The following is a 13,224-nucleotide window of genomic DNA, read 5'->3' as shown; positions in this document are numbered from 1 at the left end:
ACAATTATTTGATATTTCTTCCTGTAAGTATATATATCAGATCCGTTTGCGGTATACCTTGCTCTATAATTCCGAAACCACCTTTGTAATCCCAATTGGCTCTCGCAATTTCATACTTATCAAACAACTCTATCATATCTTGATACCAACGTTCTTTATCGGCTTTTGGGGTTGCGGCGATACAACCAAATTCACCACAATACAACGGGAGTTGATGTAAACGGGCAAAATCGACCACCTCCTTGAAATGTTTTTCAATCACCTCTTTGTTAAATTCCACTTTATTCCAATAGGAGAACTTGTCATACAATTCACCTTTTAAGTGTTTCAAATCTTCATCAGCAATCAATTTTCCCGGATAATGCACCTTTCCTGTATAGTCTTTTACATCCGTCCAACCTGCCCTATAATGGGTCAACAAGAAGGGATTATAATAATGAAAACTAATAATCAAGTTCGGATCATTCTCAGGTATCTTCAAATATCGCATCGTTTCATATCCTTGCCACCTATTAGAACCAACAAGTAACGACCGTTCGGGTTCTAACAGACGAATGGTCCGAACACATTCAGCTACAATATTATTCCACTGTTCATGGTCGTCAGCTACCGGTTCGTTCATCAATTCGTAAGCTAAAAAATCGACTGAATAGGTATGCAATTCCTGACTTAGTTGCTTCCACAAATCATAAAATCGAATCTGCTCTTTCCGATCAGTAAAAAGAGGTTTTTCCTTCGCATTAAAATGGTGCGAACGCAATATATGCAAATCCACGATTGCTTTTAACCGATATTTTTGACACCACGACAAAGCATTATGCAGCAAAGAAAAAGCTTCTTTTTCTTTGCTGCCATCGGGCGCAAACATCTGTTCTTCATCCACAGGCAAGCGCAAATGGTCAAATCCTACTTCTGACAAAAATTTAACATCAGCCTCCGTAAAAAAGACAGCCCTATTTTCACCTCTTACATTACTTTGTGACAACCAATGACTGATATTGACACCTCTCTTAACCGAAAAATTGTTCTTTTTCGGTGCAGAAACACCACACATACAACAAAGACAACAAATACAAATCAACCATGCTTTCTTTTCCATAAAACTATTATATTTAGATTATCAACACTTTAGCTATTATTCCTTATCAAAAACTTTGCATATCGCACAATCTTTTATAATATCCATCCAATGCAATCAGCTCCTCGTGCCGTCCGCGTTCCACAATCTCCCCTTCATGCATCACGCAAATCTCGTCCGCATTACGAATCGTCGAGAGCCGGTGTGCAATCACGATCGTCGTACGGTTACGCATCAGGTTCTCCAAAGCCTCCTGCACCAAGCGTTCCGACTCGGTGTCGAGCGCCGAAGTCGCCTCGTCGAGGATCAGGATCGGCGGGTTCTTCAGAATGGCACGTGCAATACTGATACGCTGGCGCTGTCCGCCCGACAACTTACCGCCGCGGTCACCGATATTAGTATCGTATCCATCTTCGCTTGCCATGATAAAATCATGCGCATTGGCGATACGGGCCGCCTCTTGGACCTGTTCGAGTGTAGCCCCTTCCACTCCGAAAGAGATATTATTGAAAAATGTGTCGTTAAAAAGAATCGCCTCCTGGTTGACATTCCCCATCAGGCTGCGCAGATCGTACAAGGTCGCATCACGCACATCCGTTCCGTCGATCGTTATGCTCCCCTTGTCCACATCATAGAAACGAGGCAGCAAATCCACCAACGTGCTCTTTCCCGACCCCGACTGGCCGACCAGCGCTACCGTGTGTCCTTTCGGAATCGTCAGGTCAATGCCTTTCAGCACCCATTCATGCTGGTACTTGAACCAGACATCCCGGTAGCAAATACTTTCCGTCAGAGCAATCGGTTTCGGATCCTCAGGATCGTTAATATTGCTTTCCGCCTTCAGGATCTTATCGACGCGATCCATAGAGGCAAGCCCTTTCTGAATGGCATAAGAGGCCTTGCTAAGATCCTTCGCCGGATTGATTATACTGTAAAAAATCACCAAGTAGTAGATGAAAGTAGAGGCGTCGATCGGACTGTTACTGCTCAGGATCAGCGTACCGCCATACCACAGCACGATCGCGATCGTGGCCGTCCCCAAGAACTCGCTCATAGGATGCGCCATCTGCTGGCGGCGGTAAATGCGGTTCGTCAGCCGCCGAAACGTTTCGTTGCTTTTCTCAAAACGGTCCTGTATCTTCGCCTCCGCATTGAAAGCCTTGATAACACGCAGGCCACCCAACGTCTCCTCTATCTGACTCATCAGATACCCCCATTGTTGCTGTCCCTCGAACGATTTCCGTTTCAACTTCTTTCCGACCGTTCCCATCACATATCCGGCGAAAGGCAGCAGGATGAAGACAAAAAGCGTCAGCTGCCAGCTGATGGCGATCATCCCGATCAGGTAGATCAGGATCAGGATCGGGTTTTTGAAGAGCATATCAAGCGAACTCATGATCGAAGTCTCGATCTCGTTCACATCTCCCGAAACGCGTGCGATTATATCCCCCTTCCGCTCTTCCGAGAAAAAGCCCAGAGGAAGTTCCGTTATCTTGCGGTTGATCTGATTGCGGATGTCGCGGACGACACCCGTACGGATCGGGATCATCGTATAAAAAGCCATATACATCGTCCCGACCTTCAAGAAAGTAGACACGATCAGGAAAACACCCAATATGATCAGCGTGAAGGAACCGCCTTTCGTCTCGATCATGTCGGACACGAACCAAAAGAAGTTGTTTTTCAGCAATTCCGGAGTCGCTTTCCAGGCTTCGAACGAGAAAGGGGCGAACGTCCAATCCGTATAGGTATAGGTTTCGTCACTGATTTTAAACAAGATATTCAGAATCGGGATGATTAATGCAAAAGAGAACAGGTTCAAAATGGCAGACAGGACGTTAAATATCACATTCCACACCATAAATTTCTTATAGGGAGGCACAAAACGCCTCAGTATACGCAGAAAATCCTTCATGTTTGATCGATCAATTGAATTTGGGGCGCAAGTTACTCAATATCCGGCTGATTCCGGGCATTCCCGCTGTACTTTATTTCGTCCATCCTTATTCTTTAGCCCGCCAGCCCTGCTCTTTTAGGGCTTCAGATTACTCTCATAAGTCGTCCGCCGCCAAGCAGACAACTTATGGATCGTATCCGAAAAACGAATCTATTCCATAGAAGAATATAATATATCCAAAAGAAAATGATAAAGAAGCAACTATAAAAAGTATATTTGCATCAATATAGTATAAACAAATGCTATAAAAGTATGAAAAAGATCTCTTCCTCCTTCCTGAAAAGTCTCAATTGGCTATTAACCAGCGTACTAATGCTGCTAGGTTTCTCCACATGTGACTCTGAACCGGGAGCCGCCATGTACGGTACTCCTCATGCCGACTTTACAATCAAAGGAAAAGTCGTAAACCAAGAAAATATGCCGATTCCGGATATTGAAATAAAATGTCTGGTAGAACATCATGGCGATAACAGACATTGGTTTGACACGATACCAGCTGTTTCCACAGATCCTGCTGGAGTCTTTCATTGCCAGTTTGAAGAATTTCCAACCGACAAATTACGGATCATAGCAACGGATATAGACGGTCCCCAAAACGGTTCATACGAAAAAGACTCTACGAACCTTACACTTTCCAGCGATGATTATAAGGGAAACACAGGAAGTTGGTTTAAAGGCTCTGTCGAAAAAGAAATAAAGTTCAACCTTAAAAGAAAAGACAAAGAATGAATAAACGTCCCGGATTACGCAAACGCCTTGCATTAGAATTATTCAGAAGCATCCGGAAGAACCGAGCCAAGATACATGAATTGCGTACGCTCTTTTGGGAGTGCACGCTCCGTTGTAACGCCTCCTGCCTCCATTGCGGTAGCGACTGCCATGTCTCGTCCGCCCATCCGGACATGCCGGTCGAAGATTTCCTGAAAGTGATAGACGAAATCACGCCTCACGTGGACCCGCATAAGGTAATGATCACGTTTACCGGCGGAGAAGCATTGGTCCGTAAAGATATCGAAGCATGCGGGCGGGAATTGAACAAACGTGAATATCCCTGGGGAATCGTCTCCAACGGATTGCTGCTCAACCGCACACGACTGGACTCGCTATTGGCGGCCGGAATGCACTCCATCACCATCAGCCTCGACGGGTTCGAAGAGGCGCACAACTGGCTCAGGGGAAACCGCCGGAGCTTCGAAGGCGCTGTCAATGCCATTGCGATGCTGGCAGAAGAGAAGGAAATCGTCTGGGACGTCGTGACCTGCGTCAATCAGAAAAACTTCAAGGACCTGATGCTGTTCAAGGATTTTCTGATCGAGCTGGGAGTCAAGAACTGGCGTATCTTCACCATTTTTCCTGTGGATCGGGCGGCAGAGACACCGGAATTGCAGATCGACGACACACAATTCACTTGGATCCTTAAATTCATCCGTCATTGCCGCGCCGAGGGAAAGATACATGCTAGTTTTGCCTGTGAAGGTTTCCTCGGCAATTACGAGGGGGAAGTACGCGACCAGATTTTTCACTGCAATGCTGGTATCAGCACGGCATCGGTACTGATCGACGGATCTATATCCGGCTGTCCGAGCATCCGTGCCAACTTCCATCAGGGAAATATCTACAAAGACAGCTTTGTTGATGTCTGGAACAACGGCTTCAAAGAATATCGCAATCGGGAATGGGCACGAAAAGGACAGTGCGCAGACTGCGACATGTTCCGCTATTGCGAAGGAAGCGGTATGCATCTCCATGACGATAGCGGCGACCTGATCACCTGTCATTATCGGAGAATTGAGAATTGACAAAGAGCAATTGACAATATCTTTCCCTCCCTAATTATCAATTCTCCATTGTCAATTGTCAATTGTTTCCTATCTTTACCCACGTAAACTAAAAAACATCAATCATTTCATGAAAAATGCTCTTATCCTATCGGCCTTGCTGACATTAGGGCCGGTCTGTTTCGCTCAACAGACAGAAAAGTATCCTTTGGGCAATTATGAGGAACTTACAGACACCAAACCGCATGACGGCGCAGAAGTCTGGAACAAAATGACAACGCCAACCTGCCTCAGCTGGGGAACAACGGATATCCGCTACAAAAAACTGAATGTCCCCGACATCAAGAAGACAACCCGCTGGAAAGGGAAAGCCTGGAAAGGGGAACGTATCAATGCACAAGCCGTGTTGTGGACTAAAGAAGCGTTGGACGACGTAACGGTCACCGTCAGCGAACTGAAAAGCGGCTCGGCCGTCATCCCGGCTTCTGCCATCACGACGAACTTCGTACGCTATGTCATGACCGACGAGCTGAACAAGGACCGCAAAGGTGGTTGCGGACATCGCGAAAACAAGGCCGAATGGGATTCGTCTGTCGTAGCCGATGTCTTGGATATTGTAAAAATACAGGATATCAAAGCTTGTACGACACAACCGATCTGGCTGAACGTATGGGTTCCGTCAGATGCCCGCGCAGGGAGATATAAGGGGACGTTGACCGTTTCAGGAAAAAATTTCCAAGATATGAAACTCCAGGTAGAAATCGACGTGCTGAACCGTACGCTGCCAGCTCCACAAGACTGGGCTTTCCATCTGGACCTGTGGCAAAATCCCTATTCAGTAGCCCGTTACTACCAGGTTCCTCTTTGGAGCAAGGAGCATTTCGACGCCATGCTTCCGATCATGAAGATGTTGGCCAATGCCGGACAACGGGCCATCACGACCAGCATCATGCATAAACCTTGGGCCGGCCAGACGGAAGACCATTTCGACAGCATGGTAACCCGTATCAAGAAAATCGACGGGACATGGGTATACAGTTATGACGTATTTGACAAATGGGTGGAATTCATGATGAATGAAGTGGGGATCAAAGATATGATCAGTTGCTACACCATGATCCCTTGGGCTTTGACTTTCGACTATTACGATGAAGCGACCAGCCGGGTACAGTTTATCAATGTCAAACCTGGCGATGCCGAATATACCGAATACTGGGGTTCGTTCCTGAAAGACTTCTCCCGTCACCTGCGTAAAAAAGGCTGGTTTGAAAAGACTGCCATCTCTATGGACGAACGTCCTATGGAAGCCATGCGCGAAGCTATCAAAGTCATCAAGCAGGCCGATCCCGAATTCAAGATCACGCTGGCGGGCAACTATCATCCTGAAATCCAATCCGACTTGTATTACCTGAGTATCCCTTACGGCCATAAATTTCCAGAAAACGTAAAAGCCGAACGCGAACGCAAAGGACAGATCAGCACGGTCTACACGTGTTGCTCGGAAGCCTTCCCGAACACCTTTACTTTCTCCGATCCGGCCGAAGCTACTTGGACAGCCCTGCATGCCATCGCCGGAGGCTATGACGGTTACCTGCGCTGGGCCGTAAACAGTTGGACAGCCGATCCCTTGCGCGACTCACGCTTCCGCACTTGGGCAGCCGGCGATACATACAGTATCTATCCTGGCCCCCGCAGTTCGATCCGTTTCGAACGTTTGGTCGAAGGTATTCAGGACTGCGAAAAAATCCGTATCCTCCGCGAAGAGCTGGCAGCCAAAGGGGCTAAAGGCAAATTGAACAAATTAAACAAAGCAGTGGCTAAATTTACCCCGGAAGGCCTGTCCGAAACTCAACAGTCGGCAGCCGAAATGGTAAATGAATTGAATAAATTGCTGAACTCGCTGTAAGCATTCGTCGCTTAAAAACAAAAAAAATCATAAAAAAATCCCCGGAGAGTGCATGACTCCCGGGGATTCATTTTATCTTTACAGCATCGGAACCGTTAGCTCAGCTGGTTTAGAGCGCTGCCTTGACAGGGCAGAGGTCGCCGGTTCGAATCCGGCACGGTTCACACTCCGCCATAAAGCGCCAACCGGCGCTTTTCTTTTTACTTTTCCCGAATAAATACATTAATCGGCGTTCCCGTAAAGTTCCAGTTTTCCCGGATCTTGTTTTCCAGGAAGCGTTTGTAAGGCTCTTTGATCCATTGCGGCAAGTTACAGAAGAATACAAACGAAGGAACCTGGCCGGCAGGAAGCTGCGTAATATATTTAATCTTGATATATTTTCCTTTCCAAGCAGGAGGCGGATAGTTCTCGATGATCGGCAGCATGATTTCGTTCAGCTTGGCTGTCGGAACACGGCGCTGACGGTTTTCGTATACATCTTTGGCTGTTTCCAGCACCTTCAGAATGCGCTGTTTTGTCAATGCCGAAATAAACAGGATCGGAAAATCGGTAAACGGAGCCAGACGCTCACGAATCGCACTCGTAAAGGTATCAATCACCTTTTGGCTTTTATCTTCCACCAAATCCCATTTATTCACACAAACGACCAAGCCTTTCTTGTTTTTCTGAACCAAAGAGAAGATGTTCAAATCCTGACTTTCGATACCTCGGGTGGCATCTAGCATCAACACGCAGACATCCGAATTCTCGATGGCGCGGATCGAACGGATCACGGAATAGTATTCCAGATCCTCATTCACCTTCCCCTTCTTACGGATACCGGCCGTATCCACCAAATAGAAATTCAGGCCGAACTTGTTATATTTCGTGTAAATAGAATCACGGGTCGTACCAGCAATATCCGTTACAATATGGCGGTCTTCACCGATAAAGGCGTTGATCAAAGAAGATTTGCCTGCATTCGGACGGCCGATGATGGCGATACGGGGCAGCTCTTCTTCGAGCATCTCCTGCTTGTCATCCGGAAGCGTAGCAACGATTTTATCCAACAAATCGCCCGTACAAGAACCGTTGATAGCAGAGATACAGAAAGGGTCACCTAATCCGAAAGAATAAAATTCGGCAGAGGAGGGATGCAATTCGAAGTTATCCGCTTTATTGGCCACAACAATCACAGGCTTCTTGGCACGACGCAGGATAGCAGCTACTTCGTTATCCAAATCCGTAACTCCATTCAAGACATCAACGACAAACAAGATCACGTCTGCCTCTTCAAGAGCGACTTTCACCTGCTTGTTTATCTCTTCTTCAAAAACATCATCCGAATTAATCACCCATCCGCCGGTGTCAATCAGCGAAAATTCTTTACCTGTCCACTCTGCCTTGCCATACTGACGGTCGCGGGTAGTACCTGCTTCCTCGTTGACAATCGCCTGGCGCGTCTGTGTCAAACGGTTGAAGAGGGTGGACTTTCCTACGTTGGGTCTACCAACTATTGCAACAATATTTCCCATAAACAACTTTTTCTGTCTGTGCTGTTAATTAATCCAGCTGATAACCGAAGTTCTTCAGCATGTTGTCCCGGTTACGCCAGTCTTTTTCTACTTTGACAAACATTTCCAGGAAAACCTTCTTATCAAAGAAGCGTTCGATATCCTTACGTGCCATAGCACCTACCTTTTTCAATGCCAGGCCACGATGCCCGATGATGATTCCTTTTTGGGAATCGCGTTCAACAATAATGAGCGCTTTGATATGAATCAGCTCGGCTTCTTCTTTAAACAGCTCAACAACGACTTCCACCGCATACGGGATTTCTTTCTGATAATACAGGAGAATCTTCTCGCGAATGATCTCCGTCACAAAGAAACGGGCCGGCTTATCGGTAAGCGCATCTTTCTCGAAATAGGGAGGAGATTCAGGCATCAGATCTTCTACCCTACGTTTCACGTAATCTATATTAAAATTCGAAAGGGCGGAGATCGGAATGATCTCAGCTTTCGGAAGAAGTTCTTTCCACTCGGCTACCAGCTTTTCCAATTCTGGTTGGGTAGTCGTATCAATCTTGTTAATCAGTAACAGGACCGGACATTCCACTTTCTGGACCTTCTGGAGAAATTCTTCATTCTTGTCGATCTTTTCGACGACATCGGTTACATAAAGCAATACATCGGCATCACCAAGTGCCGACTGAGAAAAATTAAGCATAGATTCCTGCAACTTATAATTCGGATGCAGGACTCCCGGCGTGTCAGAATACACAATCTGCATATCTGCGGTATTCACGATCCCTATGATTCGGTGCCGCGTTGTCTGTGCTTTCGAAGTGATGATCGAGATACGCTCTCCCACCAAACGGTTCATCAACGTAGACTTCCCGACGTTCGGATTACCGACAATATTAACAAAGCCGGATTTATGCTTGTTTTCCATTATATCCCCATTTAAGATAAATTGCACCCCAGGTAAAACCGGCGCCAAAAGCGGCAAGAATCAGATTATCGCCTTTCTTCAGTTTGTCTTCCCACTCCCAAAGGCAGATAGGGATTGTCCCGGCGCTGGTATTTCCGTATTTCTGGATATTGATCATCACCTTTTCCATGTCCACACCCAGACGTTTTGCTGTCGCATCGATGATGCGCAAGTTTGCCTGATGAGGCACGATCCATGCGATATCATCGTGTGTCAGCCCGTTCCGTTCGGCAATCTCGGCAGCAACATCAGCCATATACGAAACTGCGTACTTAAAGACATATTTGCCATCCTGGAAAACGAAATGTTCGCGATTATCCACCGTATCGTGTGAAGGAGGATAGGCCGAACCGCCGGATTTCATAATCAGATGTGAATAGCCTACACCATCGGTACGCAAGATCGTATCCATCACACCCACTTCTTCCGTTGTAGGTTCGAGCAGCACAGCACCACAGGCATCGCCGAACAAAGGACAGGTAGAACGATCTTGATAGTCCGTTATAGCAGTCATTTTATCGCCTGCCACAACAACCACTTTCTTATAGCGTCCCGAACGGATATAATTGGAACCTGTTTCCAAGGCATACAAAAAACCGGCACAAGCCCCCTGCAAATCGAAAGTCATTGCATTCTTGCAACCGGTATGGTAAGCTATAATGGAGGAAGTGGTCGGGAAATGATGGTCAGGCGTAGTTGTTGCTGTGAGGATCACTTCTATCTCTTCCGGGTTCACATTTGTCTTTTCGAGTAACTGCTTCACAGCCCGTATACCCATATATGAGGTTCCCAAGCCCTCACCTTTCAAAATTCGGCGTTCTTTGATGCCAACACGCGTCATGATCCATTCATCCGTCGTATCCACCAACTTCGAAATATCTTCGTTCGTCAACACATCTTCGGGAACGTATCCGCCTACGCCTGTTATTACCGCATTTATCTTATCCATATCTTTAAAAATAAAAAGGACTATATATCCCAATTAAAAAAAAGCCCTAAAAATACTTTTAGGGCTATTTCTTGGTTTATCAAAACTTAATCAGTTAGGATAAACTTACACAGCTGCTTCTTTTTCGATAGCTAACTTACCTCTGTAATAGCCGCATTCGCCGCATACAGTGTGATAAATGTGCCATGCGCCGCAGTTCGGGCAAATAGCCATTGTGGGAGCAACAGCCTTGTCATGAGTTCTTCTCTTGGCTGTTCTTGTCTTACCTTGTCTTCTTTTAGGATGTGCCATGTTTTAATTTATTTAATTGTTATCATTCTCAAGTAAACCTTTCAGACCATCCCATCTCGGATCTGTTGCCACAGGTACGTCGTCATCAATCGCGATATCTTCTTCCACGCTATCGTCTTCGTACTCTTCATCTCCGTCTTCAGTGCTTCTGGCGGTATGCTTCTTCAACTTGGACGACATAGCCTTATTACATTTTCCCGGAGCATGTACATGCTTCATAGGTATTGCCAATGCAATAAATTCATACAGGAACCACGCGAGGTTAATAGCACCTTCGTCTTCCGGTATAACCACTACTTCGTCACTTTCTTCGGCATATTCTTTACCGAACTTTACCACCAGGCGATTATGCGTGTCGATTGGGATTTCCATATCGTCCAGACATCTGTCGCACGGAACCATAACAACACCTTCAATCTGAAAGTTCATTTCAAACATCATGGAAGACCGTTTTACCGTGAGGTTAACCTTCACTTTGCCCTTCTGGACTTGGTCTCCATCAATATCCACAAAAAACTTATTCTCCAATAAATACTCGAATTCGTGTATTCCTGGAGTGAGATTTTTCAAATCTACATTATATAATTTAAACTTTCCCAAAGCCTTTTAGTGTAAAAACCTTGCAAAGGTACGAAAAAACTAAACACAAATGCAACATCTTTGCAGTTATTTTTTACTATCTAAGATTTTAGCCCTTATATTTCCGAAGCTCAATTCGAAAAGTCGTGCCTTTGCCGACTTCCGAACTCTTAACAAATATCCTTCCGCCGTGATAAGATTCGATAATACGCTTTACCAGAGACAAGCCTAGCCCCCACCCACGCTTTTTGGTCGTATAACCGGGATTAAATACGGTTTTAAACTTAGATTTGGCGATCCCCTTCCCGGTATCGGTCACATCGATACGAACGACTTTATCACGTTCCTCCACCTGAAAAGTGATTTTCCCCTGCCCTTCCATTGCATCTACCGCATTTTTTGTCAGATTCTCTATAACCCAAGCAAAAAGAGAGTCATTCATCAACACCGGAACCGGCCCGTCGGTAAGATGCGTATAAATCTTGACCTTCGAAGAAATACGTGTGCTCATATAGCTCAAGGCCGAACGGATAGAATTATTGATATCCACTGGGACTGGGTCCGGATTGGAACCGATCTTGGAAAAACGCTCCGCAATCGTTTCCAAACGCTTCACATCTTTTTCCATCTCGTTCAAGAGAGAAGAATCTATATCTTTTGTCCGCAGATATTCCACCCAAGCTATCAAAGACGAAATAGGCGTTCCTAACTGATGAGCCGTTTCTTTAGACAGTCCAACCCACACTTTATTCTGTTCGGCCTTCTTCGTGCTTGCAAGCGCCAGAAAAGCAATCACAATAAAAACGAATACAACCGTAAGCTGCGCATAAGGATAAATCAACAATCGCTTTAGGATGACAGAATCATCATAATAGACATATTGGAAAGTTCCATCCTCCATATCGATCACAATCGTATTTTTGCTTTTCAGCTCCTTTACTTTTACTTTCTTAAATTCTTCCACATCATTTTCGGGGAAGCTTATATTCTTTACGAACATGATGCTATCTTTGTCATTACAAAGTACAACCGGGATAGTCGTATTTCCTTCCAGGATTTTCAAAACAAGAGACAAATCCACAGCCGTGTTCTTACTTGCCGTCAAACGAGTAGCCTCCGCCCATACTTCCATTTTCTGGCGTTCTTCCTGGGCCAGATCTTTTATCAGCATATCAGAAACAACAAGTGAAGCGATCGCGATCAGGATAGCCGTAAAAATAAATACAAACTTCAACCGTTGGCGGGAATCATATATACTTTTCATATCGAAATATTCAGTCAATATATATTGAACGATAAAGATAGAATAATATTATATTATACCAGAAGAATACGGAAAACCAAAAGGGAAAGGGCAGAAATACTGTTTAAGGAATACCCTGGCATCCACATGGCTTATGGGCTGTCGGAAACGAAAAAAGCCGACTCAAAACTGAATCGGCTTCCTTCACGGAGAACTTTCGCTCTCACTCCTAAAAAACGGCGGCTATCTACTCTCCCACTTTTACGCAGTACCATCGACGTGGTTGGGCTTAACTTCTCTGTTCGGAATGGGAAGAGGTGGATCCCCAACGCTATAACCACCTTAATACCTCTTTGTAAGATTTTGACTGGACAACCCCATTACCTGAAGTAACTAATAGAAACATATGGCATCAGCCATCTGCTGATATATCAACCCTTACATGATCGAAAGTCTCGGGCTATTAGTACTACTCGGCTTCGACATTGCTGCCCTTACACCTGTAGCCTATCTACGTCGTAGTCTACAACGACCCTCTAGGGATATCTCATCTTGAGGCTGGCTTCGTACTTAGATGCTTTCAGCACTTATCCAATCCAGACTTAGATACCCGGCGGTGCACCTGGCGGTACAACCGGTAAACCAGTGGTCTGTCCAACACGGTCCTCTCGTACTAGTGTCAGAGCCCCTCAAATATCCTACGCCCACGATAGATAGAGACCGAACTGTCTCACGACGTTCTGAACCCAGCTCGCGTGCCACTTTAATGGGCGAACAGCCCAACCCTTGGGACCTTCTCCAGCCCCAGGATGTGACGAGCCGACATCGAGGTGCCAAACCGCTCCGTCGATATGAGCTCTTGGGAGCGATCAGCCTGTTATCCCCGGAGTACCTTTTATCCTTTGAGCGATGGCCCTTCCATGCGGAACCACCGGATCACTATGCTCTAGTTTCCTACCTGATCGACTTGT

12 protein-coding genes, 1 tRNA gene and 2 rRNA genes are annotated in these 13,224 nt (G+C 45.7%); 5 read left to right on the top strand and 10 right to left on the bottom strand.

Going from position 1 to position 13,224, the window contains the following annotated elements; translation table 11 throughout:
- Positions 1–4: 4 nt before the first annotated feature.
- Together KTG12_RS03180 and KTG12_RS03175 are read right to left on the bottom strand one after the other, a co-directional pair.
- Positions 5–1,099, bottom strand: a complete 1,095-nt coding sequence (locus KTG12_RS03180; protein WP_005651363.1) for a glycoside hydrolase family 5 protein — start codon at positions 1,097–1,099, stop codon at positions 5–7.
- Between the two features lie 46 nt (positions 1,100–1,145).
- Positions 1,146–2,993, bottom strand: a complete 1,848-nt coding sequence (locus KTG12_RS03175; RefSeq protein ID WP_005634625.1) for an ABC transporter ATP-binding protein — start codon at positions 2,991–2,993, stop codon at positions 1,146–1,148.
- 2 nt (positions 2,994–2,995) lie between these two features.
- On the opposite strand from KTG12_RS03175, the gene KTG12_RS03170 reads away from it, so the two are divergent.
- The 5 genes from KTG12_RS03170 to KTG12_RS03150 all read left to right on the top strand — a co-directional run bounded on the left by KTG12_RS03170 (position 2,996) and on the right by KTG12_RS03150 (position 6,883).
- The gene (locus KTG12_RS03170; RefSeq protein ID WP_005634623.1) at positions 2,996–3,196 is read left to right on the top strand and encodes a hypothetical protein; all 201 of its coding nucleotides are present in this window, start codon (positions 2,996–2,998) and stop codon (positions 3,194–3,196) included.
- A 91-nt stretch (positions 3,197–3,287) separates the two neighbouring features.
- Positions 3,288–3,764 carry a radical SAM-associated putative lipoprotein gene (locus KTG12_RS03165; RefSeq protein WP_005634621.1) on the top strand — a complete coding sequence of 159 codons (477 nt, stop codon included), beginning with the start codon at positions 3,288–3,290 and terminating at the stop codon, positions 3,762–3,764.
- Positions 3,761–4,834: a TIGR04133 family radical SAM/SPASM protein gene (locus KTG12_RS03160; protein WP_138272733.1), complete on the top strand. Its 1,074-nt coding sequence runs from the start codon at positions 3,761–3,763 to the stop codon at positions 4,832–4,834. The genes KTG12_RS03165 and KTG12_RS03160 overlap by 4 nt, the downstream gene beginning before the upstream one ends.
- A gap of 109 nt (positions 4,835–4,943) precedes the next feature.
- Entirely contained in the window at positions 4,944–6,719 is a 1,776-nt protein-coding gene (locus KTG12_RS03155) for a DUF4091 domain-containing protein (RefSeq protein WP_046451653.1), read from the top strand.
- Between the two features lie 89 nt (positions 6,720–6,808).
- Positions 6,809–6,883, top strand: a tRNA-Val gene (locus tag KTG12_RS03150).
- Positions 6,884–6,919: 36 nt separating this feature from the next.
- On the opposite strand, the gene der is transcribed toward KTG12_RS03150, so the two are convergent.
- From der to KTG12_RS03110, 8 genes are all read right to left on the bottom strand, one after another.
- Positions 6,920–8,233: a ribosome biogenesis GTPase Der gene (gene der, locus KTG12_RS03145; protein WP_005645683.1), complete on the bottom strand. Its 1,314-nt coding sequence runs from the start codon at positions 8,231–8,233 to the stop codon at positions 6,920–6,922.
- A 28-nt stretch (positions 8,234–8,261) separates the two neighbouring features.
- Positions 8,262–9,152, bottom strand: a complete 891-nt coding sequence (era, locus tag KTG12_RS03140) for a GTPase Era (RefSeq protein ID WP_046451652.1) — start codon at positions 9,150–9,152, stop codon at positions 8,262–8,264.
- Positions 9,136–10,140 carry a beta-ketoacyl-ACP synthase III gene (locus KTG12_RS03135; protein ID WP_005634609.1) on the bottom strand — a complete coding sequence of 335 codons (1,005 nt, stop codon included), beginning with the start codon at positions 10,138–10,140 and terminating at the stop codon, positions 9,136–9,138. The genes era and KTG12_RS03135 overlap by 17 nt, the downstream gene beginning before the upstream one ends.
- 105 nt (positions 10,141–10,245) lie before the next feature.
- Complete coding sequence (gene rpmF / locus KTG12_RS03130) at positions 10,246–10,431, bottom strand: 50S ribosomal protein L32 (protein WP_005634607.1); 186 nt, start codon at positions 10,429–10,431, stop codon at positions 10,246–10,248.
- A 12-nt stretch (positions 10,432–10,443) separates the two neighbouring features.
- Positions 10,444–11,031, bottom strand: a complete 588-nt coding sequence (locus KTG12_RS03125; protein ID WP_005634589.1) for a DUF177 domain-containing protein — start codon at positions 11,029–11,031, stop codon at positions 10,444–10,446.
- Positions 11,032–11,119: 88 nt separating this feature from the next.
- A complete protein-coding gene (locus KTG12_RS03120) occupies positions 11,120–12,274 on the bottom strand; it encodes a HAMP domain-containing sensor histidine kinase (protein ID WP_046451688.1) in 1,155 nt (384 codons plus the stop codon).
- Positions 12,275–12,487: 213 nt separating this feature from the next.
- Positions 12,488–12,598 (bottom strand): 5S ribosomal RNA (gene rrf / locus KTG12_RS03115).
- Between the two features lie 97 nt (positions 12,599–12,695).
- Positions 12,696–13,224, bottom strand: a 23S ribosomal RNA gene (locus tag KTG12_RS03110); the annotation flags it as partial.

This window comes from Parabacteroides sp. MSK.9.14, assembly GCF_019041495.1.
Classification (GTDB): Bacteria; Bacteroidota; Bacteroidia; order Bacteroidales; family Tannerellaceae; genus Parabacteroides; species Parabacteroides merdae.
Note: the sequence above shows the minus strand (reverse complement) of the source record. Positions and strands in the feature narration are given on the sequence as shown.

Excerpts from the sequence above, each read along its gene's own strand:
- KTG12_RS03180 (WP_005651363.1), bottom strand. The coding sequence starts at position 1,099 with ATGGAAAAGAAAGCATGGTTGATTTGTATTTGTTGTCTTTGTTGTATG.
- KTG12_RS03175 (WP_005634625.1), bottom strand. The coding sequence starts at position 2,993 with ATGAAGGATTTTCTGCGTATACTGAGGCGTTTTGTGCCTCCCTATAAG.
- KTG12_RS03165 (WP_005634621.1), top strand. The coding sequence starts at position 3,288 with ATGAAAAAGATCTCTTCCTCCTTCCTGAAAAGTCTCAATTGGCTATTA.
- KTG12_RS03160 (WP_138272733.1), top strand. The coding sequence starts at position 3,761 with ATGAATAAACGTCCCGGATTACGCAAACGCCTTGCATTAGAATTATTC.
- KTG12_RS03155 (WP_046451653.1), top strand. The coding sequence starts at position 4,944 with ATGAAAAATGCTCTTATCCTATCGGCCTTGCTGACATTAGGGCCGGTC.
- der (WP_005645683.1), bottom strand. The coding sequence starts at position 8,233 with ATGGGAAATATTGTTGCAATAGTTGGTAGACCCAACGTAGGAAAGTCC.
- era (WP_046451652.1), bottom strand. The coding sequence starts at position 9,152 with ATGGAAAACAAGCATAAATCCGGCTTTGTTAATATTGTCGGTAATCCG.
- KTG12_RS03135 (WP_005634609.1), bottom strand. The coding sequence starts at position 10,140 with ATGGATAAGATAAATGCGGTAATAACAGGCGTAGGCGGATACGTTCCC.
- rpmF (WP_005634607.1), bottom strand. The coding sequence starts at position 10,431 with ATGGCACATCCTAAAAGAAGACAAGGTAAGACAAGAACAGCCAAGAGA.
- KTG12_RS03120 (WP_046451688.1), bottom strand. The coding sequence starts at position 12,274 with ATGAAAAGTATATATGATTCCCGCCAACGGTTGAAGTTTGTATTTATT.